This is a genomic window from bacterium, from assembly GCA_019695335.1.
Classification (GTDB): domain Bacteria; phylum CLD3; class CLD3; order SB21; family SB21; genus JABWBZ01.
This window is the reverse complement of sequence record JAIBAF010000063.1, coordinates 1-21,036: the sequence shown is the minus strand read 5'-3', so window position 1 is coordinate 21,036 and position 21,036 is coordinate 1. Positions and strand designations below refer to the sequence as shown.

Genomic DNA, 21,036 nt, shown 5'->3' with positions numbered 1-21,036 from the left:
ACCAATAACTTTGAGACGGAGTTATCCGGGATATTCAATTGGCTTTTGGATGGATTTAGGTCTATCGAAGAAAAAGGCCATCAGGCGTTTGACTTGCCTGAAGTGTGCAAGGAATGGAAAAAAGAAATCATTACGTATTCCAATCACATTATCAACTGGGCGCGTGAAAACACCAAAATCAACGGATACAATAATGAACCGCTTAAACCGTATCCTGAGAAACACCGTTCACGCACATCAGAGCTTTATGCAGATTACGACACTTGGTGCACAATCAATGGGGTTGGTAAATTCAGGCTCAACCGTGTTCATTTTAGCCGTAAACTTTTGCAGTCGTTCCATCAATTCATCACCCGCGACATGGAATTTGAACACCGGCTCATGATCGGTATCAGGCTTAAGACTAAAGAAGAACGTGAATCCGAAGAACAGACGCTTTTAAACAAGGTTCGGGCGTTTTAGAAGAAAAAAAATTTTCATTTTATAGGCTGAAAAACAAAAGTTACTGTTATAGAATTTAGATTAGTACAAACAATCACTTAAAACATAACACTAAAACAGTAAATTGCTAAATGGCTACTCAAGGTAATTGAAAACAGAAACCAGCTTGTTTTACTGTTATGGTTACTGCAACGATTTAAAATCGTGTTCTTTTTGTACATAACACATAACAGTAAAAGTCGAAAAAAACTTTTATAGAAAACAAAAATAATTTTTACAAGGCCTAGCTAAATGGTATCTATCGAGAAATGCCGTGAGATTTTGGAAGAGCTTGGAAACAAGTTCACCGATGAGGAGATCGTTTATTTGCGCGATTGGCTTGTAGAAATGGCCAAGAATGAACTTGATTATTTGATGCGGAATAAGGACTTTAAAATAACCTCGAATTTTGGATTTAGGAATTAGCTATGAATGCCATCATCTATACACGGGTATCGACCGACGATCAGGCTAAGAATTTTAGCTTGCCTTATCAAGTGGAGAGACTTAAAACCTATGCCAGTATAAACCAAATGCAAATCGTTGCCGAATTTCAAGACGATGAAAGCGCGAAGTCGCTGAACCGTCCAGATTTTCAGCGAATGATTGCCTACTCGAAAACAAATCGTAAGGGCATAGATTTTCTTTTGATTACCAAGTGGGACCGTTTTTCACGGGATACGCACGACGCGTATGTTATGATCCGTCAGTTCCGAGACATGGGAATTACGGTTCAAGCCATTGAACAGCCGATTGATCCGAGCGTGCCAGAACAAAAAATCATGTTGGCCTTTTACCTTGCGGCTCCCGAAGTGGAGAACGACCGCCGCTCACTCAATATCAAAAGTGGAATCTTCCGCGCAAAAACAGAGGGCCGGTGGGTATCGGCGGCACCGCTTGGCTACAAATATAGCCGCGACGATAAGAGCAAACCCATTCTAATTCCAAGCGAAAAAGCACCGTTAATCAGACAGCTTTTCGAAGAGTACGCAAAAGGTGTTTACTCAATGTTTGAGTTGGCAAGGGTGATGCGAACACGCGGCCTTGTGATTAGCAAAAGCCACATGCCGCGTATCTTGAGTAATCCGATTTACGCTGGAAAATTCAAAGTCGAATCCTATCAAAAAGAGCCTGAAAAGATTGTCAAAGCGATTCATGAGCCGCTCATTAGCGAAGAAACGTTTGAGCAAGTTCAGCGTGTGATAAGGGGTAGGGGACTTGCTCGTACGAATTTGGGAATGCTTGATGAAGCTTTTCCGCTTCGCGGTTTCCTTTTATGTCCGCAATGTGGTAGGCCCATAACAGGCAGTCCTTCACGTGGTAAACTTGGCAAACTGTATCACTATTATCATTGCCATACGCCATGCAAAGAACGTAACCGGGCGAATGAAGTGGACATCGCGTTCGTTCAATATCTGTCTCAAATTAAAATCCCTGGGCCGATCGCAAAACTCTATCGAACGGTTATCGAAGACCTCTATTCTGAAAGTAAAAATACAGCCGCTAAAGACACGAAACGTATTGACTCAGAACTTCAAGAACTTGAAGACAAGTTACTCAAAATAGACGAGAAGTACATCGACGGGGAAATAAGCGCGGATTCGTACGGTCGCCTCAAAGAGTCTCTTGCCACGAGGAAGTTACATTTTCAGAATCAGAAAAATAATCTGGGAATTACAGAGAAGGAATTTACGAGTTACTTTGATTATTGTATGAATATCTTTGAGAATCTCGATCAATACTATATCAATGCGGATATTGAGAAAAAGCGTCGGTTTGTGGGTTCGACATTTCCCGGAAAAATCATTTACCAGAATAATCAATGTCGAACCCCAAAAATTCACCCCGCTTTGGATTGTATCGCAAACAAGATTAACAGCTTAGAAAATAAAAAACTCTCCGAGAGTTTCGGAGAGTCCCATGAAGTAGTGGGGACGGGAGTTGAACCCGTGACCTCAGGGTTATGAATCCTGTGCTCTAACCAACTGAGCTACCCCACCGGGGTATAAATAACAACAGACCTTTCGGTCTGTTATTTGAAGTAGCGGGGGCAGGATTTGAACCTACGACCTTCGGGTTATGAGCCCGACGAGCTACCAGGCTGCTCCACCCCGCGGTTGAAGTGGTGCAAGTATATTACTATTGACCTGAAAAGTCAAGCGAAATTATGAGGAAAAACACGAAAAATCTTACTTTTATCGCCTTCATTCTGATTGTTTCATCCTGTGGTGGAAGCAGCGAAACCGTGACACCGACTGTTGTTAAATCACACGCTCCGAAAGATGAACTCAACGAATTACTTGGGCTTACCGCAAAGAAAGATAGTGTCCGTAAAGTCGCCGTGGTTAAAAAAGATACGGTGCAGACAACGAATGTTGTGAAAAACTTGCCGGTGAATCCTATTGATTCGTTATTGCAGGTGATTGATCATTTGCAAGACGAGGTTAATGGACTGCGGATAATTGTGGAAGAAAGGTCGTTGTTGATCGATTCGATGCGTGCCGAATTATCCATCAAAGACGAATGGCTGAAAAGCGGTGGTTTCAAAAAGACGTTGATGGCCGACACTTCCAGGAAATCGATGGATTCCGTTAAGACTAAAAAAACCGTTGCTGAAAAAAAAGCGGTCAAAAAAAATACAACGGCCGATCCGGTGAAGAAAAAATTTGACGACGGGGTCGCGCTGATGAAGAAAAAAAGTTATCAAAAAGCCATCGCCGTTTTCGAGAAAATTATCGGCGAAAGCAGCGATCACGCATTGGCCGACGATAGCCAGTTTCAAATAGCCGAGTGCGCGTATTTGTCCGGCGATTATCACCAGGCGATTGTCGATTACCAAAAAGTTTTTGCGTTTGGTCAATCCGATAAAAATGCTTCCGCTCAATTAAAAATCGGTCTTTCCTATTTTGCTTTAAACAACAAACCGAAAGCAAAAGAAGAATTGGAAAAAGTCATCCGATCGTATGGCGACAGCGAGCCGGCCAAAATGGCCAAAGAATATCTCAGTAAATTATAAATTGTCTTTCGGTTTTGAATCGGCTATATTTTTAAATGAAATATTTTTTTCTGCATATTTTATCCGATCGACTATTACCTGTTTTATTAAAAGCCTGGTTTCGTACGCTTCGGTTTCAATGCAATCAAAATTCTGCCGTTCATCATCACGTTCTTGGCTTCTGGCACCAGGATATTTTTGGCGTATTGGCATGGCTTGATCGACAGAATAAAAACGACCGATACGTCGGATTGGTTAGTGCAAGTGAGGACGGCAATGTGCTGAACCGTCTTATGCGACGGTTGAAGTTCGGCGTTGTCCAAGCGTCGACCAACGAACAAAAGTACGAAGCGATGATGGCTTTGCGCAAAGCAGCGCGCGACCGTTCGATTTTAATTACTCCGGACGGACCGAAAGGACCAGCGCGGAAAGCAAAAAATGGTATTGCCCTTTTATCGCGATTAACAGGACTACCGGTTGTGCTCGTTCGTGTGGAATACAATTCGGCATGGCGACTGAAAAGCTGGGACCGGTTTGTAATACCGAAACCATTTTCCGTTTGCGTCATTGAATTGTCCGTTGTCGAACCTATCAAACATTCCGATCCGACCCAATCAATTGAAGACTTTCTGAATGGTAGTAAAACCCGTCGTTCAGTGGAAAAATCCGCCGCTTAGAATAGCGGGGCTTGTTTTTTTATTGCCGTTTTCCATTGTTGCACAAATTATTCTATATCTCCGCAATTTTTTGTACGATCATGGATGGATGCGCGTGACGCAGATCGATACGCCGATAATTTGTGTTGGGAGTGTGACCGCCGGTGGTTCCGGAAAGACACCGATAGTTGAATTTGTGGCGTCAAATTTAGCGCGTAAGGGTTATCGCATTGCTGTCGTATCCAACGGATACCGAAAAAAAGGTAAGGGTATGGTTTTGGTTTCCGATGGAAAAGCCATCGCAACATCGGTGGAGTCATCCGGTGATGAAGCCTATTTACTGGCGAGAAATTTTATTAAAAATAATCTAAATATTCCCGTTGTATCAGGAACTGATCGAACCGCCGCAGTTCGATATCTTGAAACATCGTTTAATCCGGATGTTATTGTACTGGACGACGGTTATCAGTACCGACAACTTCATTCGGATTGGAATATCATTGTTCTGGATTATCATGAATGGCGATATCCGCAGTGGATTATTCCGATCGGCCGATTGCGTGATCTTTCGAACCGAATACATAAAGCGGATGCTGTTTTAATTAGCAAATGTCCGGAAGATATCGATCCTAAACTTTGGGAAGTTTTTCATATCAAAAAATTTTTTAGTTCCTATCCAATTTCTTCTTTTGTAAATTATCATACAAGCGAAACGATCCCGCTGGAATCGATCGGAGGTCAGAAAATCTTTGCTTTTGCAGGACTGGGTTTTCATGAATCGTTTTACCGCAGTCTTCAAAAGGTTTGCAGTTATCATCAGGCCGTTCTAAAAGATTTTGTCGAGTTTCAGGACCATCATTGGTATCAACCTTACGAGATTACACGAATTGTAAATAAAGCTAAGCGTGATCAGGCTACTGTCGTCACCACAGAAAAGGACGCGGTCAAATTGAAAAGAGAATGGATGGATGAACGCGTAGCGGTCTGGATTACCATTCCGACTGTGGAGTTTCGAGATGACCATGTTCAATCGTGGCTACAGTCGCTACGGCCCCATCTTCAGGAGGATCGATCTGTAAAAATGTTTTCAGCATGAATATGTGAATAAACGGAGCATACGATGGACGAAAATAAAGAAGAGAAAAAGAAAATTCTGGTCGTTGACGATGACAAGAATATTCTTCGCCTGATTAATGTGTATCTTGAAAATGAAAACTATCGTCTTTATAACGCAACGGATGGCAACGAATGTTTTCAAATGCTGGAACAGGTTATGCCCGACGTGGTTCTACTCGACCTGAAAATTCCCGGTCTTGATGGTATTGCCGTAATGGAACGGATTAAAAAATTCTTTCCGCATATTCCTATCGTCATGGTCAGTGCGCACGGAACGATCGAAGTTGCCGTGGAATCCATGCGTGGCGGCGCCTACGATTTCGTGACCAAACCGTTTGATTCAAACCGCCTTAAAGTTTCAGTTCGTAATGCCTTACTGATTCACTCACTATCTCAGGAATTGGAGCGGTTGAAATCGGAATTGTATCAGGCACATGATTTTGGCAGTATCATCGGCCGTAGCGGTAAGATGCAGGAAATCTATAACGTGCTTGAAAAGATCAGCCGCAGCAGTAATGTGACGGTTTTGATTATGGGTGAGAGCGGTACCGGTAAAGAATTGGTCGCACGAGAAATTCATAACCGGACGGCTACCCGCGCTCATAAACCTTTTGTCGCAGTAAATTGTGCGGCATTGCCTGAGAGTTTGCTCGAAAGCGAGCTTTTCGGACATGAGAAAGGCGCTTTCACCGGCGCGACGGAGCGCCGTTCAGGTAAATTTGAACAGGCAAATGGCGGCACGATTTTTCTGGATGAAATCGGCGAGATGACGGCAGCGACACAGGCAAAAGTTATTCGTGTCTTGCAGGAACGCGAATTTACGCGCATCGGCGGAACGGAAACCATCAAAGTTGACGTACGCGTCGTATCGGCGACCAATCGTATTCTCGAAGAAGCGGTGAAAAACGGACAATTTCGCGAAGATTTATATTACCGTATCAGTGTCTTTCCGATTATCATGCCGGCATTGCGCGACCGCAAAGAAGACCTTCCGCTATTATCGGCGCACTTTCTTGAAAAATTTAAAAAGCGTGAAAAGAAAAATGTCGAATCCATAGCACGGGACGCATTGGAAGTATTACTGAACTATCATTGGCCTGGCAATGTACGTGAGTTGGAGAACACGATTGAACGGGCTGTGGTGCTATGTTCGGGCAATGAGATCACATTAGAGGATTTGCCGCAGGCAATCCGGACACTCGGATTAACTAAACCAGGGAACCATGAAAATTCATTCGATATCAACGGAACGCTTGATGAAATTCTGGAACGTGTCGAAGAAAAAGTCATTAAAAAAGTTTATGCTGATTGTGACGGCAATATTTCCGAATTAGCTCGGCGACTCAATATGGGCCGCGCGACGATTTACCGTAAGGCGGAAAAGTATCAATTGCCCATCAAAGAGTGATGGAAAAGGATTCTTATGAGCCTTTCATTTAAAACACGCAAACCGGCTGTAGCCGGACTTTTTTACCCGGGCGGCCGAACTGAATTGACCGCAGAATTAAAAGCGATGTTTGAAAATACTTCGAGTGTAATAATTCAATCGCCAATTTATGGTTTGGTGGCGCCGCATGCCGGTTACATGTATTCCGGTTATGTCGCGGCGGAAACGTATCAACAACTTTCCGAGTGCGAATACGATACAGTGGTGGTCATTTCGCCCAGTCATCGGGATTTTTTTCACGGTGTCTCGGTGTATCCCGGAGATTACTCCACGCCCTTGGGTACGGTGCCGGTCGACCGAAAACTTGCCGAAGAACTGATGGAAACGACGCCTGTGGTTATTCCCTCAGACTTGGGGCATCGCGAAGAACATGGCCTGGAAGTGCAGTTGCCTTTTTTGCAATACATGCTCAAAGATTTTGTTTTGTTGCCGTTGGTGATGGGTGAACAGGATTGGGAGACAAGCGCGGCGCTCGGTAACGCTCTGGCGAAAGTGCTCAAAAACCGGCGCGCGCTGGTTGTCGCGAGCAGCGATTTATCCCATTACCATCATGTGCGTCAAGCCAATCACCTTGATCACGTCGTGATCAACGATCTGGAAGCATTTGACGAAAAACGTTTACATACCGATATACGCTCGCATCAGTGTGAGGCGTGCGGCGCAGGAGCGATCTTTGCCACTATGATCGCTTCTAAGCAATTGAATGCACGTCATTCAAAAGTTTTATCTTATCACACATCGGGTGAAGTAAGCGGCGATTACGATGAAGTGGTCGGATATTTGTCAGCTGTGATGTTTAATTGAGGGCTCAGAGATAACACTAATCAAACAATGTAAAATCAAAAGGACAAGGGAAGTATGGAATATCTGATGCCTGCGCTGAAAGTATTACACGTCTTCGGACTGATCATGTGGATGGGAGCGGTCGTGATTCAATACGTTTATCTGTCGGCTTTTTTTGAGTCCGATCAATTGCAGCCGCGTGAATATGCGCTGGCACTGGCAAGACGTATCAATAAAACTTTACTGAATACGGGCTGGATCTTGATGTTCGTCAGTGGTATCGCCATGGTGTATATTTACGGTATGGAATGGATAAGATTCCGTTTTTATATTCAATTAAAATTAGTTCTCGCTATCGTCGCTATCGGTATGTCGCATGCGGCATTGGGGCAATTGAAAAAAGCGTATGCCGTTTACAAAAAAGACGGTATTGGTATGGATGATGAAAAAACCTATCAGCAATTGATCGGAAAATGGAAAATATTTTCTGCTATCACGATTGCACTCCTGGCGCTTATCATTATCTTAATGACCTTCCGGTTCGGTTTTTAAGATATTTTCCTGAAAAATCTTTTCTGCGACAAGCGATCATATTTGCGCACAAAAAGTGTATTAAAAACATAAAGAGGTGTTTATGAAAAGAATTTTTTTGTTGATTGCTTTCATGGCTGGAGGCCTTTACGCACAAAACCAGCGAACAGTGGACGCGTCGATTACAGGCGTGACAGTATATGTTGATCGTGCCGCCATAACACGGAGCGCTGAAATTTTTCTCAATCCCGGCGATTATGATTTGTTGCTCAAAGATTTACCATCATCCTTGCAGGATCAATCGCTCCGGGTTGGCGGCTCCGGTTCTGCATCCGCAAAGATCACCGATATCAAGATCGAGATGGATTACATTGATACGTTGCCCAAGAATCGGCTGAAAGAGCTTCAGGATCAATTGGTAATTCTGCAAGCCGACGAACGTGTTTTCAGTGACCGACTGGCGCTATTATCTAAGGAAAAAGAATTGCTCAATGAAATCAAAAACAGCGTAGTTAGTCAAAGTAACAATAAAGACGTTCCGAAGCCGTCGATGGACGATTGGACAAAACTTTTCGTGTTTTACGACGGCAACATCGAAAAAATTAACGATGAAATCCGTACGCTTGAGAAGAAAAAAGGCGATGTGACTTCAAAGAAAAACGTTATCCAACAGCAAATCAACCAGCTTTCCGGGTATTCGAAATTGACCAGAAAAAAAGTTTGGGTTTCGGTTAGCGTTGCTAAAGCAGGAAATCTGAATCTGGATGTTTCGTACGTATTAACCGGAGCTAAATGGTATCCGGTATATGACGTGCGCGTTTCTCCGGATGACAAGACCGTAGACATGGTTTATTATGCCATGGTTGCCCAAAACACCGGCGAAGACTGGAAAGGGGTGAAATTGTCCATTTCCACCGCTCGTCCGAATATCTCTGCAACCATGCCGCAATTAAGTTCATGGTATCTCAATGTATATGATTACTACTTAGGAGCCGATGACAAAAGTTTCGCGCCGATGTCCGGAGCCGGTGCGGGCGCCCGTACGTTTAGTAAGAAAAGTGAAAAGCAAAAAGATGTGAATGTTGACGAAGAAGAAAAGGCCGGTGAGGTCAATGATTTGATATCGGAAAGTGCGGTAGTTGAAACGCGTTCGACTTCGGTCGTATTTAATGTTGTCAAACCATCGACCATTCCTTCTGACAATTTTGATCATAAAGTGATGATCACGACTGAAAAACTAAAATCTGATTTCGAGTATTCCTCCGTGCCTAAGTTATCACAACTTGCTTATCTTAAAGGTAAAATTGAAAACACCACGGATGTTCCATTTCTAGCTGGTAGCGCCAATGTCTTTTTTGGTAATAGCTTTGTCGGCACATCGTACCTGAATACCGTGATCCCGACTGAGACATTTAATGTATTTTTGGGCGTTGATGATGCGATCAAGATCAAACGTGAACAAGTGCGCGATTATAAAGCTGAAACCGGCATTTTCTCCAAGAGCACTAAAAAAACTTTTGAATACAAAATCACCATCGAAAGCTTCAAGAAGACCGAAGATACGATCACGGTTCAGGATCAATTTCCGATTTCGCAGGATGAACGTATTAAAGTTGAGGCTGTTATTCCACAGTTTGAGAAAGATAAAGCCATCGCCGCTCATCCTAACGGTGTAATTGAACGTAAAGGCAACGGTGTTATTGAATGGCGATTACGTATCAAACCTAAAGAAAAAATTGAACTGCGTATCAAATACGTTGTTGAATATCCGAAGGAAATACAAGTTGATGGTTTATGATTCGTTTTTAGACGATTTTTATAGCCCTGACAGCGTTTGCTGCAGGGCTTTTTTATTGATTTTTGCTGGTCAAATAAGTATAATAATTCTGCTTTAAACAAACATTCATGATCCGATCAAAACAGAAGTTCTACTGGAGTGACGCGCTGTATTTGGCGCGCGCAAAAAACATTTTAATGCTTCAATCATCGGATGCCAACGGTCAGGTGTACCGTTGTTCACATTGTTCGGCTTTCAGCAAATTTCTTATAACTGAAGCGCATCCTTCAGGCCGGTGGGAACGTATCAAGCCATACGAGCATTATCAATTAATTAAAAATTTTGGAGAGGCGGCCGTATCGGAAAACGGATTGGATGTTTTAATCGTCCGTGAAGGGAAAACGCTATACCGATGTCCCGATTGCGCTTCGCATTGGTGGAAAGAGCCAAGCGGCTGGAATAAAGCAGACGACGACATGTTAGACCGAACGGCAGTATAAATGTAGAAAGGATCTCATGCAGACGGCAGAAAAATCAACGGAATTGCGCCAGGCGATGAAAATTGCAGAAGGAATGAACGACGTCGATGCAGTGAAAGCGCTGAAAGAAGCGCGGGAAGCGTTGGAAAAGGAGATCGGAAAAGTAATTATCGGCCAGCATTCAATTATCGCTGAACTGATTATAGCTTTATTTTCACGCGGACATTGTCTTTTGATCGGTATTCCCGGTCTTGCAAAAACGTTACTGATTCACACATTGTCTAAAGTTCTGGATTTGAAATTCAGCCGTATTCAGTTTACGCCTGATTTGATGCCCAGTGATATTGTAGGTACCGAAGTAATCGAAGAAAACATGACGACGGGACAAAAACAATTTCGATTTGTTAAAGGCCCTGTGTTTGCCAATATCGTGCTGGCGGATGAAATCAACCGTACACCGCCTAAAACGCAATCGGCTCTTTTGGAGGCCATGCAGGAACATAAAGTAACGGCATCGGGAAATACATACACTTTGACGGAGCCGTTTTTTGTATTGGCGACTCAAAATCCAATCGAACAAGAAGGCACGTATCCCTTACCGGAAGCACAACTGGACCGTTTCATGTTCAACATCTGGGTTGATTATCCCAGCGTGAGTGAAGAAATTGAAATTGTCAAATCGACCACCAGTTCGTACACCAGTGAGTTGCACAAAATTTTGAATGCACAGGATATCATTTATTTTCAGGATTTAGTGCGACGTGTTCCAGTCGCTGATAACGTCATTCAATATGCGGTTAATATGGTTTCAAAAACCCGGCCCAAAACGCCGACGGCTCCGAAATTCATTAATGATTGGGTCAGTTGGGGAGCAGGTCCGCGCGCTTCGCAATATTTAATTCTCGGGGCAAAAGCCCGTGCGATTCTTGATGGAAGGTTCATGCCGGAAATTGACGATGTGCGTGCGGTGACCAAACCGGTGTTGCGGCATCGCCTCGTAACGAATTTCAACGCCGAAGCCGACGGCATTTCGACGTTAAACATTATTGAACAACTTCTGGCGGAGCACAAGTCATGACCGACTCCGAATTAGAAAATTTTCTGAAAAAGCGTTTTAATTTTACCGACCGCGAAAGCCTGTTAATCGCTCAAAACATCCGGGAAACCTATGCGGTTATCCTGTCCGGAGCGAAAGAAGCTAAAACGATAAGCAGTCTCGAAAAATTCGTTCGGGAATTTGCATGTGATTTTACAGCACTCGAGCAACGTCATTTGAATAAATCGAAATCGCTCAACGCAAAAGAAAAAAAGAAAAAACAGCTCGATATATTCGTTAGCAAAGACCAGGCTTAATCTGTAGGTACACACCAACGGTTTTCTACGGGCAATGGACGCACACCTTCATGGCGCATATTGAACTTCAATCAATCAGTAAATTTTTTTTTGATAAAAAGCAGTCAGTGGCCGCTGTCGATGGCGTTAGTTTTACTGTCGAAGACAAAACAACGCAAGTAATCGTCGGACCTTCCGGATGCGGAAAAACAACCGTACTGAGAATGATTGCAGGTTTAGAAGACATCAGTGCCGGAAAAATTTTGATGGATGGAGCTACGATCAATGATCGCCATCCGAAAGACCGAGATATGGCCATGGTTTTTCAGAATTATGCGTTGTATCCGCATATGTCGGTTTTTGATAACATGGCTTTCGGATTGCGCGTCAAAGGTATCGAGAAAAATGAGATTCATAAACGGGTCACGGAAGCGGCGGAAATTCTACAATTGGTTTCACTGCTTGATCGAAAACCGAAAGCGCTTTCAGGCGGACAGAGACAACGTGTTGCCGTAGGGCGGGCTATTGTGCGCAAGCCCAAAGTTTTTTTGTTGGATGAACCGCTCAGCAATTTGGACGCACAACTGCGAGTTGAAATGCGGGTTGAATTGTTGAGACTGTCACGCTCGCTGGGGTGGACCATGATTTATGTGACGCACGATCAGGTGGAAGCAATGACATTGGCTGATACGATGGTGGTCATGGCGCAAGGCAAGGTCCGGCAAACTGGCAAACCGCTTGATATTTACCGCCGGCCGCGAGACCGGTTTGTGGCGGAATTTATCGGGACGCCGTCGATGAATTTTCTTACTTTGCGTTGTAACGACGGCAGATGGTCTTGCGAAGGACAAGGATTTGGCGAAACGATTCCATCGACGGCCGGTGACGGCGTGATTGCGGGATTCAGGCCAGAAGATGTTGAAATTTTCGAATCGTATAAGCAAGGAACATTAAGAGCTACATTAAAATATGCCGAGCATTTGGGCGGCGAATCGCATCTGTATTTTACTATCGGCGATATTCAAGCAGTGGCTAAAGGCGATATTTCCAAACCGTGGACAACCGGCCAAGAATATTTTTTATCTGTTAAAAAATTTCATTGGTTCGATCCTATTTCAGGTCAACGAATTGAATGACACGAGAAGAATTAATTAAAGAATCGATTGCAAAAATCGGCGTTATTGCCGACGAAAATGGAATCGATGCGTACGTCGTCGGAGGATATGTTCGCGATACTATATTGGACCGGCCTGTCAAAGATTTTGACGTAATGGTCGTAGGTGACGGCGTGGCATTTGCCGAAAAAGTAGCGAAAGCTTTCTGTATTCAAACATTGGTCATTTATTCGAATTTCGGAACGGCGATGCTGCCGATGGGGCCTGAAAATTTTGACCTAAAAATCGAATTTGTAGGAGCACGCAGCGAAAGCTATCACAAAGATTCCCGTAATCCGGTTGTACAAGCTGCAGACCTCCAAAGCGATTTATCCCGCCGGGATTTTACAATCAATGCGTTGGCGATGTCCATCACGCAGGCGACTTTCGGCCAGATCATCGATCGTTTCAATGGACGTGAAGATATTAGCCGAAAAATTATTCGCACTCCGCTCGATCCTGATATGACATTTTCCGACGACCCGTTGCGTATGATGCGAGCGGTAAGATTTGCATCGCAATTATCATTTACCATTGAGCCATCGACTCTCGACGGTATCGCGCGTAATGCGGAACGGATCGCGATTATTTCACAGGAAAGAATTACGGATGAATTGATTAAAATTGTTTCCAGTCCAAAACCATCCGTGGGTTTGAATATTCTTAACGATACCGGCTTGTTGAAAATTATTTTTCCGGAATTGATGGCTCTCGCCGGCGTGGAGCAGCAGCAAGGGTATCTTCATAAAGACGTTTTTAAACATACCTTAAAAGTCCTTGACAATATGGCTGAGATGTCGGAAGATACACGGTTACGTTTCGCCGCATTGATGCACGATATAGGCAAACCCCGGACGAAACGGTTTGTTGACGGTACAGGATGGACATTCCACGGACACGAAGACGTCGGATCGCGAATGGTCAAAGGCATCGGCCGGAAAATGAAATTGCCTACGGACTTTCTAAATTACGTTTCCAAAATGGTACGTTTGCATATGCGGCCGATTCAATTAGTCGATGAGGAAGTGACGGACAGTGCAATTCGGAGACTGATTTTTGACAGCGGGCAAGACGTGGATGCCTTGTTGACCCTTTGCCGCGCCGATATTACTTCCGGGAATAAGGAACGTGCCCAAAGGCATTTGGAAAATTTTGAGCGCGTGCTGCAGCGCGTCCGCGAAGTTGAAGAAAAAGACCGGTTGCGCGCTTTTCAACCTCCGATCAAAGGGGAAGAAATCATGGCGCTCTTTGGCCTTAAACCCGGCAAAACGGTCGGCCGATTAAAAAAGATAATTGAAGAAGCCATTCTTGATGGTATTATTCCCAATGAATACGATGCGGCGTACGACTATTTGATGAAAAATAAAGATAAAATTCTGGACGAAACCGAAACGTCCTTTCACGGTAAATGACATGTCCACCAAATGGCTTACATGGATATTGGTGGTGGCGATTCTGAGCAGCGGATGCCGTAAACGCCATGTTGGAGACCAATTCGTATTTCACAAAGGATTTTACGGGATACCCTGGGGCGCATCGGTTAATCGTATCGATTCGTTGACAGTAAAAGATACGACGTTCAAAAAGATATCTCGAGTTGTAAATATGCAAACCGGCGGTTCGATTATCGTCGTACAGCGGAATCAACGCGATTATTATCTGGAATTTGATACCAACGACCGATTGTTTTACATTAGCTATATTGCGTTATATGATCAACAAGATCTGGATAGCGTCCAAGTGCAGTTACTGCGAAATTACGGAAAACCGGACAAAGATGAACATCAGGACGTACCTTACGATAATAAATTTTGGAATATTTCGGTAGACTCGACCCGTCTCGAAATTCAGTTATTAATTACCGACAATAGTTACTCGCTTAAAGTTACAAACTTCAAAAAGCCCAATTAGCATGTCTGAAAATTTTTCTGCCCAGGAAATCCTCGATCGTGCACGGATGCAGCGCATCGAAAAAACCGTGGATATCGACGAAGCGACGATCCAGTTAGTTGTAATTAATATCGGCACGGATTTTTTTGCAATGCCTGGGCCATCGATCCGAGAAATTCTTCCGCCGATGGCGGTAACTTTTGTACCTGGCCTTCCGGATCACTTTCTCGGCATTATCAATGTGAGAGGCGATCTTGAATCCGTCATTGATCTGGCGAAGACTCTCCATCTCTCGCATACGCCCGGTCCGTTAAGCCGGGTAATGATCGCCAAAGCCGGCGAATTGTCTTCCGGCTTTCTTGTGGATTATGTGCATGATATTATCGATTTGCCTAAATCGAAGATTACCCCGGGCCAAAAGATTCCTGCAGGATTGAAATCGGAATACATCACGGGCGAATTTGAGTTCAAATCAAAAACAGTCTTGGTGCTGGACGTCCATACGATCCTTAACGATGCAATTGGAAAGCCTTCATGACAGAAGGAAAAAAAATCGACGGTGATGAAACGTTCGAAATGCTGGTATTTCGATTGGGAAAGGGCTGTTTTGGAATTCCGGCAAGTCAAATTGATTCTATTGAAGAAAAATTGATTGCAGAAAAAGCCGAGCCGATCGATGTAATGTTAGGCTTTCGTGAAAAACTCGAATTTCAGTCGCCGCGTGTTTTTATAACGAAATTCAATCACAAATACATTGTGATCGATAGTTTGATTGGTTTGATGTCCGTTCGTTATCGAGATGTAAAAACCATGCCTCTTTCAGTAAAAAAATCACGAATGCACGACTTCATTTGGGGCGTGGCATCGATTGCTCAATTGGATGAGCCTGTTTTATTGATTGACCTTCAACCTGCGAATTAGATTATGTTTAAACGTTCATCGTTAATATTTAAAATCGCCGGCATGACATCAGCGGTGCTATTTATAGAAATTGCAGCTGTGTATGTGGTTTATGGATTTCAGATCAATGAAGCGACCAAAATTCTGTTGCTTTTTTTTGTTGTAATGCTCGGATTGCTGCTGCTGACGTATTGGATTTATCTTAAATTAAAACCTGTGTATGCGTTGATTTACGACCTGAAAAGTTTATCAAAAGACCATCTGGATGTTCAACATCGTTTTATGACGGATAGCGGTGATGAGTTCGAAGAGTTGGCCAAAGCTATGCGTGATCATTTCAGAGCAATTTCAGAGAGCGTACGTGAGTTGAGTGCGTATGTCAACAAGCTGGCCAATTCGATTGTAGATATCCGGGGCGTATTTAAAAAACAATTGGGGACATTGCCCAAACAAGCATCATCGGTTCATGAAACGGTCGTAACGATTGAGCAACTTTCTGCGTCTGCCCGCTCAATCGCTGAAAGTTCGGTTAATGTCTACGACGCGGCCGTAATGACAAAGGACAATAATATTAAAGGACTTTCCTACATTCAGGATATTTTAAAAACAGTATATGAAATTAAAGATGGATTAGAAGCGAGAATTTTTCACGTGGCCAATTTGTCTAAAAAATTCGACGAAATCAGCGAGACAATGAAATACATTCATACCATCAACGATCAGACCAAATTAATTGCTTTCAATGCGGCGATTGAAGCGTCGTCAGCCGGTGAATTGAGTAAGCGCTTCAATATCGTTGCGACAGATGTGCGCAAACTGGCGCAGAATATCGAACGCTCGAACAGTGAAATTAAATTATCTCTTGAAGAAATGCGTCGTGCCATAACGGATCTGGTCGACGCTTCTAACGAAGATTTTCAACGTATGGATCGTACGGTTCAGGCTACGCGTGAAATTACGGGAATATTCGAAAGCAGCACGCAACATTCAGTACAGACCAGTGAATCGGCACGTAACATTACGTTATCGACTCATGAACAGCGCGCCGCAAGTCAGGAAGTAGCGGCGACTGCAAAAAATATTTCACTTAGCATTGACGAATTTTTCAAGACTTCACAAAACACGGCCCGTGTTGTGGACGATATCGAAAAAACGATTCACCTTTTAAAAACTTCAATCAGCAGGTTCAGCGTATGAGATTCGGCGTCAAACTTTTCAGCATTTTTTTGGGGTTTTCAATCGTGATCAGCGTTTGCCTTGTCGGTACGCTTTATCAGTTTGTCTTCAAAAAAGCCGAGCACGATTTGAAAATTCAGATTCAGTCACACGCGTATTCTTTGGCATCGACCATGAGTGCGTTTATTGACGGTGATAAACACCAAACGATTAAGACGCGTGAAGATGAAAAATCGGAAGCTTACAAAGAAATCCAGACTATACTGCGCCGTTTTCGTGATCATAACCGTAATGACAAAATCTATGTTCAATATGCCTACACCAAAGCGAGTACGGCGAGCGCCGATACGCTGATCTATGTTGTCGATGCTCAGGAAGACGACGCATCAATCGCTTCTATAGATCCTGTCACTAAAGACACAACATACAATTTCACACCGGTTGGCCAAAAAATTCAGATTACATGGCAAAAAGATTTTTCAAAAGCCGTCGTCAGTGATTTTTACAGTGATGCTTGGGGAACGTGGATTACCGGAGGCGGGCCGATCCATAATAGTAAAGGTGAAATCGTTGCCTTTGCTTATGTTGACGTTGACGGGATGAAAATATATGAAGAATTGAATAATCTCAAACAACGTATCATTATTGTATCGGCTTTGGCGTTATTGGTGCTGGTGGCCGCATCGGCTTTATTAAGTTTCAGCATTGCCAATTATGTCAATCGTCCGTTGAGTATTCTGCATCATGGTTTGAAACGTATTCGCGAGGGTGAGTTCGATTATCGCGTTACGATTCGTACACGCGATGAATTTCAGGAGCTCGGTGAAGCTTTCAATACGATGACGGATAATATGCAGACGATGGCGCAACAATTATCTACGAGTTCGAAAAAAATCGCCGAGTCATCCAACGATGTTTTGGCAATTTCAAAAGAACAGGCAAGTACTTCCAGTGAACAATCCATATCGGTAACCGAGACAACGGCGACGATGGAAGAGCTGACATCGACATCGCGTTACATTGCTGAAAACTCCGAATCAGTTGTCAATATTGCGGCCGAAACGCATCAAGTTACTCAAAAAGCGGTTGACCTGTCGCAGCATACAAAAGATAAGATTGAAGAAATTAGAAAGAAAAGCGATACCGATATCAGCGAAATTACCGAGCTCAGCCGAAAGATGCAGAAAATAACGGACGTGATGGAAATTATCAATAACATTACGGAACAAACGAAACTCATTTCTTTCAATGCTGCGCTGGAAGCGACCGGCGCCGGTGAGGCCGGAAAACGATTTGCTGTGGTTGCAGCTGAAATCCGGCGATTAGCCGAAAACGTTGCCGAATCAACGGAAGAAATCAAAGCGACGGTAACTGAAGTGAGGATGGCCATGGACACTTTGATGAAAACGTCTAAAGACAGTGCCCAAAAAATCCGGGAGGGTGTTGAGTTGGTAACTAAAGTTTCAGACGTACTGCAGAACATTCTTGCAGCCGCGCAAAATACGACAGAATCGGCACGGCAAATTTCTTTGTCGACGCAGCAACAACGTACTGCATCCGAACAAGTGGTCATGACGCTCAAGGAGATTTCCGAAGGGTCGAAACAGTTTGTTAAGTCGAGCAATCATGCATCATCGATTGCCGCCGATTTGAGTACGTTGTCGGAAGAATTGAAAAAAACTTTAGCCGCTTATAAAGTCGATTCGAAATCCAATTAATATGAAACGCCTTGTTTTATTCGATATCGATGGGACGTTATTGCTTTGCGGCAGAGCGCCTCGTAAAGCCATTACGCAGGCTATGATCAAAATCTTCGGCACTGCAGGCGCGGTCGACCAATTTTCTTTTTCAGGAAAAACCGATCCACAAATTATTTTTGAATTGATGCAGTCGGCTCATATTGCCAATGAAATTATTCAAGCCGGTATTCCTAAAGCAATTGACGATTATCTGGTCGCGCTCGAAGCAACACTTCTGAGCGGCGATATAAAGATATTAAAAGGTGTTGAAAATCTTTTGGAACGAGTGGCCGGGCATGAAGACATTGTGTTAGGGTTATTGACCGGAAATGTATTGCGAGGTGCACACCTTAAATTATCGCGTGCCGGGCTAGGGCATTATTTTTTTAATGGGATGCCGCCGCTGGGTGCATTTGGCAGTGATTCAATTCATCGTCACGATCTGCCAGCTATTGCCGTCGAAAGAGCGAATGTAATTAAACATCGCCAATTTTCCGGTAAAGAAATTGTCATCATCGGCGATAGCCCTAGCGATGTGTTGTGTGGCAAAAGTCTTAATGTCAAATCGATTGCGGTTGCAACTGGCTGGCACAAAACGGATGAACTCAAAAGCTACGAGCCCGATTTTGTGTTTGAAGATTTGTCAGCAACGGATGCCGTGACAGAGGCAATATTACGATAAAAAAAACTATCCCGCTTTTTTCATTCTTTCAACGATTTCTTTGACTTTGGCATTGGCCTCTGCTTCCGGAAACTGGCATGTACCGGCTCCTTTGTGTCCGCCACCTCCATATTCAGCCATCAAAGCGCCGACGTCAGTTTTGGATGTACGATTGAAAATGCTGTGGCCAACGGCGCATACAACCACACCCGGTTCTTTTCCTTTGAACAAGCGCGCTGAAATGTTTGCAGTTGGAAATAACGTGTATACCAGAAATCGATTACCTGAAGGAAATTTTTCGACGCCACGTTGATCGGTAATGATTACGTTACTGTCTTGCTGAGTATGTTTGAGCAAGGCTGCTTTAAATTGATCCTGATCGGCGAGGTAGCGATCTACTTTGGATTTTACATCAGGCAGTTGGAGTATTTCATCAACAGTATGTACCTGAATCCATCCAATCATGCGCTGGAAATAATCTTCAAAGGCATCCAAGCCGGAACGAGGATCCAGTGTATACGAGAGAAGCACCCAGCCTTTAGGATTGAGTACATCATCGATCGTTAGCTGAGCGCTGTCCACACGATCCGTGTCGATCAACAAATCGTCAAATTTTTTCAATTCATCTGGTTGTTCGTAAAAATCATAAATAACGCGCGCGCAACTGGGAGCTACGGCAAATTTGCCCCGGTAATCATGCGCTTGCGATTGATGCGCTTGGCTGGTATGATGATCAAACCATAACGCGCATTTCGGGTGATAGGGAAGATTGGCAATGATGTCGTGATCGGTAACGGGAAATTTGCCGTCTTGCATAACTTTAGGTTCGACAAAAACAACTTCATCGATTTTTTCCATAACCGTGATGAAAACGGCACACGTAAGCCCATCCAGATCAGTGCGCGTGATAAGACGCATACTCCTACTCCTTACATATTGAAAATAAGATAATACAGTGAATAGAAAAGCGTTGTGAAAAATAGACAATTCATCATACAAATGCAAACAAAATGCACCAAACATTTTCTTTCTGGATTTTACATTTATTGGAAAAGAATTTGCTAATACTTTACTTTAAGTTTCAGGACTAAGTTGTAAAATAATAAAAAAATTATTGGAAGAATCATTTATTCGATACAAATCGATCATACTTTGGCAATATGAATGTAAGATATTAACAACTTATTCACATAGCCGTTTAAAGTCGTTCTAATTTAAATATTTAATTATATTAACTTTATTCGTTTAGTATGTATCAATAAGTTATTCATACACAAATAAATATTATTGTAAAATATAAACTTAACTATTGAATTAGCATACAAAAACTAAAATTTCTTGACAAATTATTCTTTTTTCTATATATTGATTTCCCAATTTAGCAACACCGGTTGTAGGAAATGTTCTTCGTAAGCACTTGTTAATTTAACTTTTATAAGCGAGAGTAGCTCAGTTGGTAGAGTGCAACCTTGCCAAGGTTGATGTCGCGAGTTCGAATCTCGTCTCTCGCTCGATTACCGTGTAATCCAGATGGGATCTACTGTAAAAAGTAAGAGTTAAAGAGGTGTATATCTTAAGATGACCGGGTCCTTGTGAACTGGTCATTTTAGTTTCTACCCTTTTGAGCCTGAATAAGGCGACGTAGCCAAGTGGTAAGGCAGGGCTCTGCAAAAGCCCCATCAACAGTTCGAATCTGTTCGTCGCCTCTTAGTTAACTGGTGTAGGTTAACTGAGTTAGTAGATCAGCTCGGATGGCGGAATTGGTAGACGCACAGGACTTAAAATCCTGCGGACCTTAAAAGTCCGTGCCGGTTCGATTCCGGCTCCGAGCACCGCACTCGTTTCGGACACGTAGCTCAGTTGGTTAGAGTACTACGTTGACATCGTAGGGGTCACTGGTTCGAATCCAGTCGTGTCCAC

Annotated in this window: 21 protein-coding genes, 6 tRNA genes and 1 pseudogene; 25 read left to right on the top strand and 3 right to left on the bottom strand. The window is 43.3% G+C overall.

Annotation, left to right across the window (positions count from 1 at the left end; all coding sequences use genetic code 11):
- From K1X84_13750 to K1X84_13740, 3 genes and pseudogenes are all read left to right on the top strand, one after another.
- A partial coding sequence (locus K1X84_13750; protein MBX7152689.1) for a hypothetical protein occupies positions 1 to 462 on the top strand: 462 nt, incomplete at its 5' end.
- A 446-nt stretch (positions 463 to 908) separates the two neighbouring features.
- A pseudogene (locus K1X84_13745) lies at positions 909 to 1,361 on the top strand (recombinase family protein).
- A 357-nt stretch (positions 1,362 to 1,718) separates the two neighbouring features.
- Positions 1,719 to 2,447 carry a zinc ribbon domain-containing protein gene (locus K1X84_13740; protein MBX7152688.1) on the top strand — a complete coding sequence of 243 codons (729 nt, stop codon included), beginning with the start codon at positions 1,719 to 1,721 and terminating at the stop codon, positions 2,445 to 2,447.
- Here the strand turns inward: K1X84_13740 and K1X84_13735 are convergent.
- Both K1X84_13735 and K1X84_13730 read right to left on the bottom strand, forming a co-directional pair.
- Positions 2,407 to 2,480 (bottom strand) — tRNA-Met (locus K1X84_13735). The genes K1X84_13740 and K1X84_13735 overlap by 41 nt on opposite strands.
- A 42-nt stretch (positions 2,481 to 2,522) precedes the next feature.
- Positions 2,523 to 2,596, bottom strand: a tRNA-Met gene (locus K1X84_13730).
- A gap of 51 nt (positions 2,597 to 2,647) precedes the next feature.
- On the opposite strand from K1X84_13730, the gene K1X84_13725 reads away from it, so the two are divergent.
- The 18 genes from K1X84_13725 to K1X84_13640 all read left to right on the top strand — a co-directional run bounded on the left by K1X84_13725 (position 2,648) and on the right by K1X84_13640 (position 19,137).
- Complete coding sequence (locus K1X84_13725; protein ID MBX7152687.1) at positions 2,648 to 3,496, top strand: tetratricopeptide repeat protein; 849 nt, start codon at positions 2,648 to 2,650, stop codon at positions 3,494 to 3,496.
- Between the two features lie 35 nt (positions 3,497 to 3,531).
- Positions 3,532 to 4,152, top strand: coding sequence for a DUF374 domain-containing protein (locus tag K1X84_13720; GenBank protein MBX7152686.1), 621 nt, complete (start codon positions 3,532 to 3,534; stop codon positions 4,150 to 4,152).
- Positions 4,109 to 5,227, top strand: coding sequence for a tetraacyldisaccharide 4'-kinase (gene lpxK, locus K1X84_13715; protein ID MBX7152685.1), 1,119 nt, complete (start codon positions 4,109 to 4,111; stop codon positions 5,225 to 5,227). The genes K1X84_13720 and lpxK overlap by 44 nt, the downstream gene beginning before the upstream one ends.
- 24 nt (positions 5,228 to 5,251) lie before the next feature.
- Entirely contained in the window at positions 5,252 to 6,655 is a 1,404-nt protein-coding gene (locus K1X84_13710) for a sigma-54 dependent transcriptional regulator (protein ID MBX7152684.1), read from the top strand.
- A 15-nt stretch (positions 6,656 to 6,670) separates the two neighbouring features.
- Positions 6,671 to 7,498 (top strand): AmmeMemoRadiSam system protein B, encoded by an 828-nt coding sequence (amrB, locus tag K1X84_13705; protein MBX7152683.1) that lies wholly within the window; start codon positions 6,671 to 6,673, stop codon positions 7,496 to 7,498.
- A 54-nt stretch (positions 7,499 to 7,552) separates the two neighbouring features.
- On the top strand, positions 7,553 to 8,029 hold the full coding sequence (locus K1X84_13700; protein ID MBX7152682.1) for a DUF2269 family protein: 477 nt from the start codon (positions 7,553 to 7,555) through the stop codon (positions 8,027 to 8,029).
- Positions 8,030 to 8,111: 82 nt separating this feature from the next.
- Positions 8,112 to 9,806 (top strand): mucoidy inhibitor MuiA family protein, encoded by a 1,695-nt coding sequence (locus K1X84_13695; GenBank protein ID MBX7152681.1) that lies wholly within the window; start codon positions 8,112 to 8,114, stop codon positions 9,804 to 9,806.
- A gap of 107 nt (positions 9,807 to 9,913) precedes the next feature.
- A complete protein-coding gene (locus K1X84_13690; GenBank protein MBX7152680.1) occupies positions 9,914 to 10,285 on the top strand; it encodes a hypothetical protein in 372 nt (123 codons plus the stop codon).
- Between the two features lie 73 nt (positions 10,286 to 10,358).
- Positions 10,359 to 11,342, top strand: coding sequence for a MoxR family ATPase (locus K1X84_13685; GenBank protein ID MBX7152679.1), 984 nt, complete (start codon positions 10,359 to 10,361; stop codon positions 11,340 to 11,342).
- Positions 11,339 to 11,617, top strand: coding sequence for a hypothetical protein (locus K1X84_13680; protein MBX7152678.1), 279 nt, complete (start codon positions 11,339 to 11,341; stop codon positions 11,615 to 11,617). Before K1X84_13685 ends, K1X84_13680 begins: the two co-directional genes overlap by 4 nt.
- A 50-nt stretch (positions 11,618 to 11,667) precedes the next feature.
- Entirely contained in the window at positions 11,668 to 12,732 is a 1,065-nt protein-coding gene (gene ugpC, locus K1X84_13675) for a sn-glycerol-3-phosphate ABC transporter ATP-binding protein UgpC (protein ID MBX7152677.1), read from the top strand.
- Complete coding sequence (locus K1X84_13670; GenBank protein MBX7152676.1) at positions 12,729 to 14,162, top strand: CCA tRNA nucleotidyltransferase; 1,434 nt, start codon at positions 12,729 to 12,731, stop codon at positions 14,160 to 14,162. The genes ugpC and K1X84_13670 overlap by 4 nt, the downstream gene beginning before the upstream one ends.
- A gap of 1 nt (position 14,163) precedes the next feature.
- Positions 14,164 to 14,661, top strand: coding sequence for a hypothetical protein (locus tag K1X84_13665; GenBank protein ID MBX7152675.1), 498 nt, complete (start codon positions 14,164 to 14,166; stop codon positions 14,659 to 14,661).
- A 1-nt stretch (position 14,662) separates the two neighbouring features.
- A complete protein-coding gene (locus K1X84_13660; GenBank protein MBX7152674.1) occupies positions 14,663 to 15,178 on the top strand; it encodes a chemotaxis protein CheW in 516 nt (171 codons plus the stop codon).
- Entirely contained in the window at positions 15,175 to 15,561 is a 387-nt protein-coding gene (locus K1X84_13655; GenBank protein MBX7152673.1) for a chemotaxis protein CheW, read from the top strand. The genes K1X84_13660 and K1X84_13655 overlap by 4 nt, the downstream gene beginning before the upstream one ends.
- Before the next feature lie 3 nt (positions 15,562 to 15,564).
- Complete coding sequence (locus K1X84_13650; GenBank protein ID MBX7152672.1) at positions 15,565 to 16,737, top strand: methyl-accepting chemotaxis protein; 1,173 nt, start codon at positions 15,565 to 15,567, stop codon at positions 16,735 to 16,737.
- Positions 16,734 to 18,434 (top strand): methyl-accepting chemotaxis protein, encoded by a 1,701-nt coding sequence (locus K1X84_13645; GenBank protein ID MBX7152671.1) that lies wholly within the window; start codon positions 16,734 to 16,736, stop codon positions 18,432 to 18,434. Before K1X84_13650 ends, K1X84_13645 begins: the two co-directional genes overlap by 4 nt.
- Position 18,435: 1 nt before the next feature.
- Entirely contained in the window at positions 18,436 to 19,137 is a 702-nt protein-coding gene (locus K1X84_13640; protein ID MBX7152670.1) for an HAD hydrolase-like protein, read from the top strand.
- A 6-nt stretch (positions 19,138 to 19,143) separates the two neighbouring features.
- Here K1X84_13640 and K1X84_13635 read toward each other — a convergent pair whose 3' ends face one another.
- A complete protein-coding gene (locus K1X84_13635) occupies positions 19,144 to 20,034 on the bottom strand; it encodes an exopolyphosphatase (protein ID MBX7152669.1) in 891 nt (296 codons plus the stop codon).
- A 520-nt stretch (positions 20,035 to 20,554) separates the two neighbouring features.
- Between K1X84_13635 and K1X84_13630 the strand changes: the two genes are divergently transcribed.
- From K1X84_13630 to K1X84_13615, 4 genes are all read left to right on the top strand, one after another.
- Positions 20,555 to 20,627: transfer RNA gene (locus K1X84_13630), tRNA-Gly, on the top strand.
- Between the two features lie 124 nt (positions 20,628 to 20,751).
- A tRNA-Cys gene (locus K1X84_13625) sits at positions 20,752 to 20,822 on the top strand.
- A 39-nt stretch (positions 20,823 to 20,861) separates the two neighbouring features.
- Positions 20,862 to 20,948 (top strand) — tRNA-Leu (locus K1X84_13620).
- Between the two features lie 13 nt (positions 20,949 to 20,961).
- A tRNA-Val gene (locus K1X84_13615) sits at positions 20,962 to 21,035 on the top strand.
- Position 21,036: the final 1 nt, after the last annotated feature.

Coding starts and splice junctions, on each gene's coding strand:
- K1X84_13740 (MBX7152688.1), top strand. CDS start 1,719: ATGCTTGATGAAGCTTTTCCGCTTCGCGGTTTCCTTTTATGTCCGCAA.
- K1X84_13725 (MBX7152687.1), top strand. CDS start 2,648: ATGAGGAAAAACACGAAAAATCTTACTTTTATCGCCTTCATTCTGATT.
- K1X84_13720 (MBX7152686.1), top strand. CDS start 3,532: ATGAAATATTTTTTTCTGCATATTTTATCCGATCGACTATTACCTGTT.
- lpxK (MBX7152685.1), top strand. CDS start 4,109: ATGGTAGTAAAACCCGTCGTTCAGTGGAAAAATCCGCCGCTTAGAATA.
- K1X84_13710 (MBX7152684.1), top strand. CDS start 5,252: ATGGACGAAAATAAAGAAGAGAAAAAGAAAATTCTGGTCGTTGACGAT.
- amrB (MBX7152683.1), top strand. CDS start 6,671: ATGAGCCTTTCATTTAAAACACGCAAACCGGCTGTAGCCGGACTTTTT.
- K1X84_13700 (MBX7152682.1), top strand. CDS start 7,553: ATGGAATATCTGATGCCTGCGCTGAAAGTATTACACGTCTTCGGACTG.
- K1X84_13695 (MBX7152681.1), top strand. CDS start 8,112: ATGAAAAGAATTTTTTTGTTGATTGCTTTCATGGCTGGAGGCCTTTAC.
- K1X84_13690 (MBX7152680.1), top strand. CDS start 9,914: ATGATCCGATCAAAACAGAAGTTCTACTGGAGTGACGCGCTGTATTTG.
- K1X84_13685 (MBX7152679.1), top strand. CDS start 10,359: ATGAACGACGTCGATGCAGTGAAAGCGCTGAAAGAAGCGCGGGAAGCG.
- K1X84_13680 (MBX7152678.1), top strand. CDS start 11,339: ATGACCGACTCCGAATTAGAAAATTTTCTGAAAAAGCGTTTTAATTTT.
- ugpC (MBX7152677.1), top strand. CDS start 11,668: ATGGCGCATATTGAACTTCAATCAATCAGTAAATTTTTTTTTGATAAA.
- K1X84_13670 (MBX7152676.1), top strand. CDS start 12,729: ATGACACGAGAAGAATTAATTAAAGAATCGATTGCAAAAATCGGCGTT.
- K1X84_13665 (MBX7152675.1), top strand. CDS start 14,164: ATGTCCACCAAATGGCTTACATGGATATTGGTGGTGGCGATTCTGAGC.
- K1X84_13660 (MBX7152674.1), top strand. CDS start 14,663: ATGTCTGAAAATTTTTCTGCCCAGGAAATCCTCGATCGTGCACGGATG.
- K1X84_13655 (MBX7152673.1), top strand. CDS start 15,175: ATGACAGAAGGAAAAAAAATCGACGGTGATGAAACGTTCGAAATGCTG.
- K1X84_13650 (MBX7152672.1), top strand. CDS start 15,565: ATGTTTAAACGTTCATCGTTAATATTTAAAATCGCCGGCATGACATCA.
- K1X84_13645 (MBX7152671.1), top strand. CDS start 16,734: ATGAGATTCGGCGTCAAACTTTTCAGCATTTTTTTGGGGTTTTCAATC.
- K1X84_13640 (MBX7152670.1), top strand. CDS start 18,436: ATGAAACGCCTTGTTTTATTCGATATCGATGGGACGTTATTGCTTTGC.
- K1X84_13635 (MBX7152669.1), bottom strand. CDS start 20,034: ATGCGTCTTATCACGCGCACTGATCTGGATGGGCTTACGTGTGCCGTT.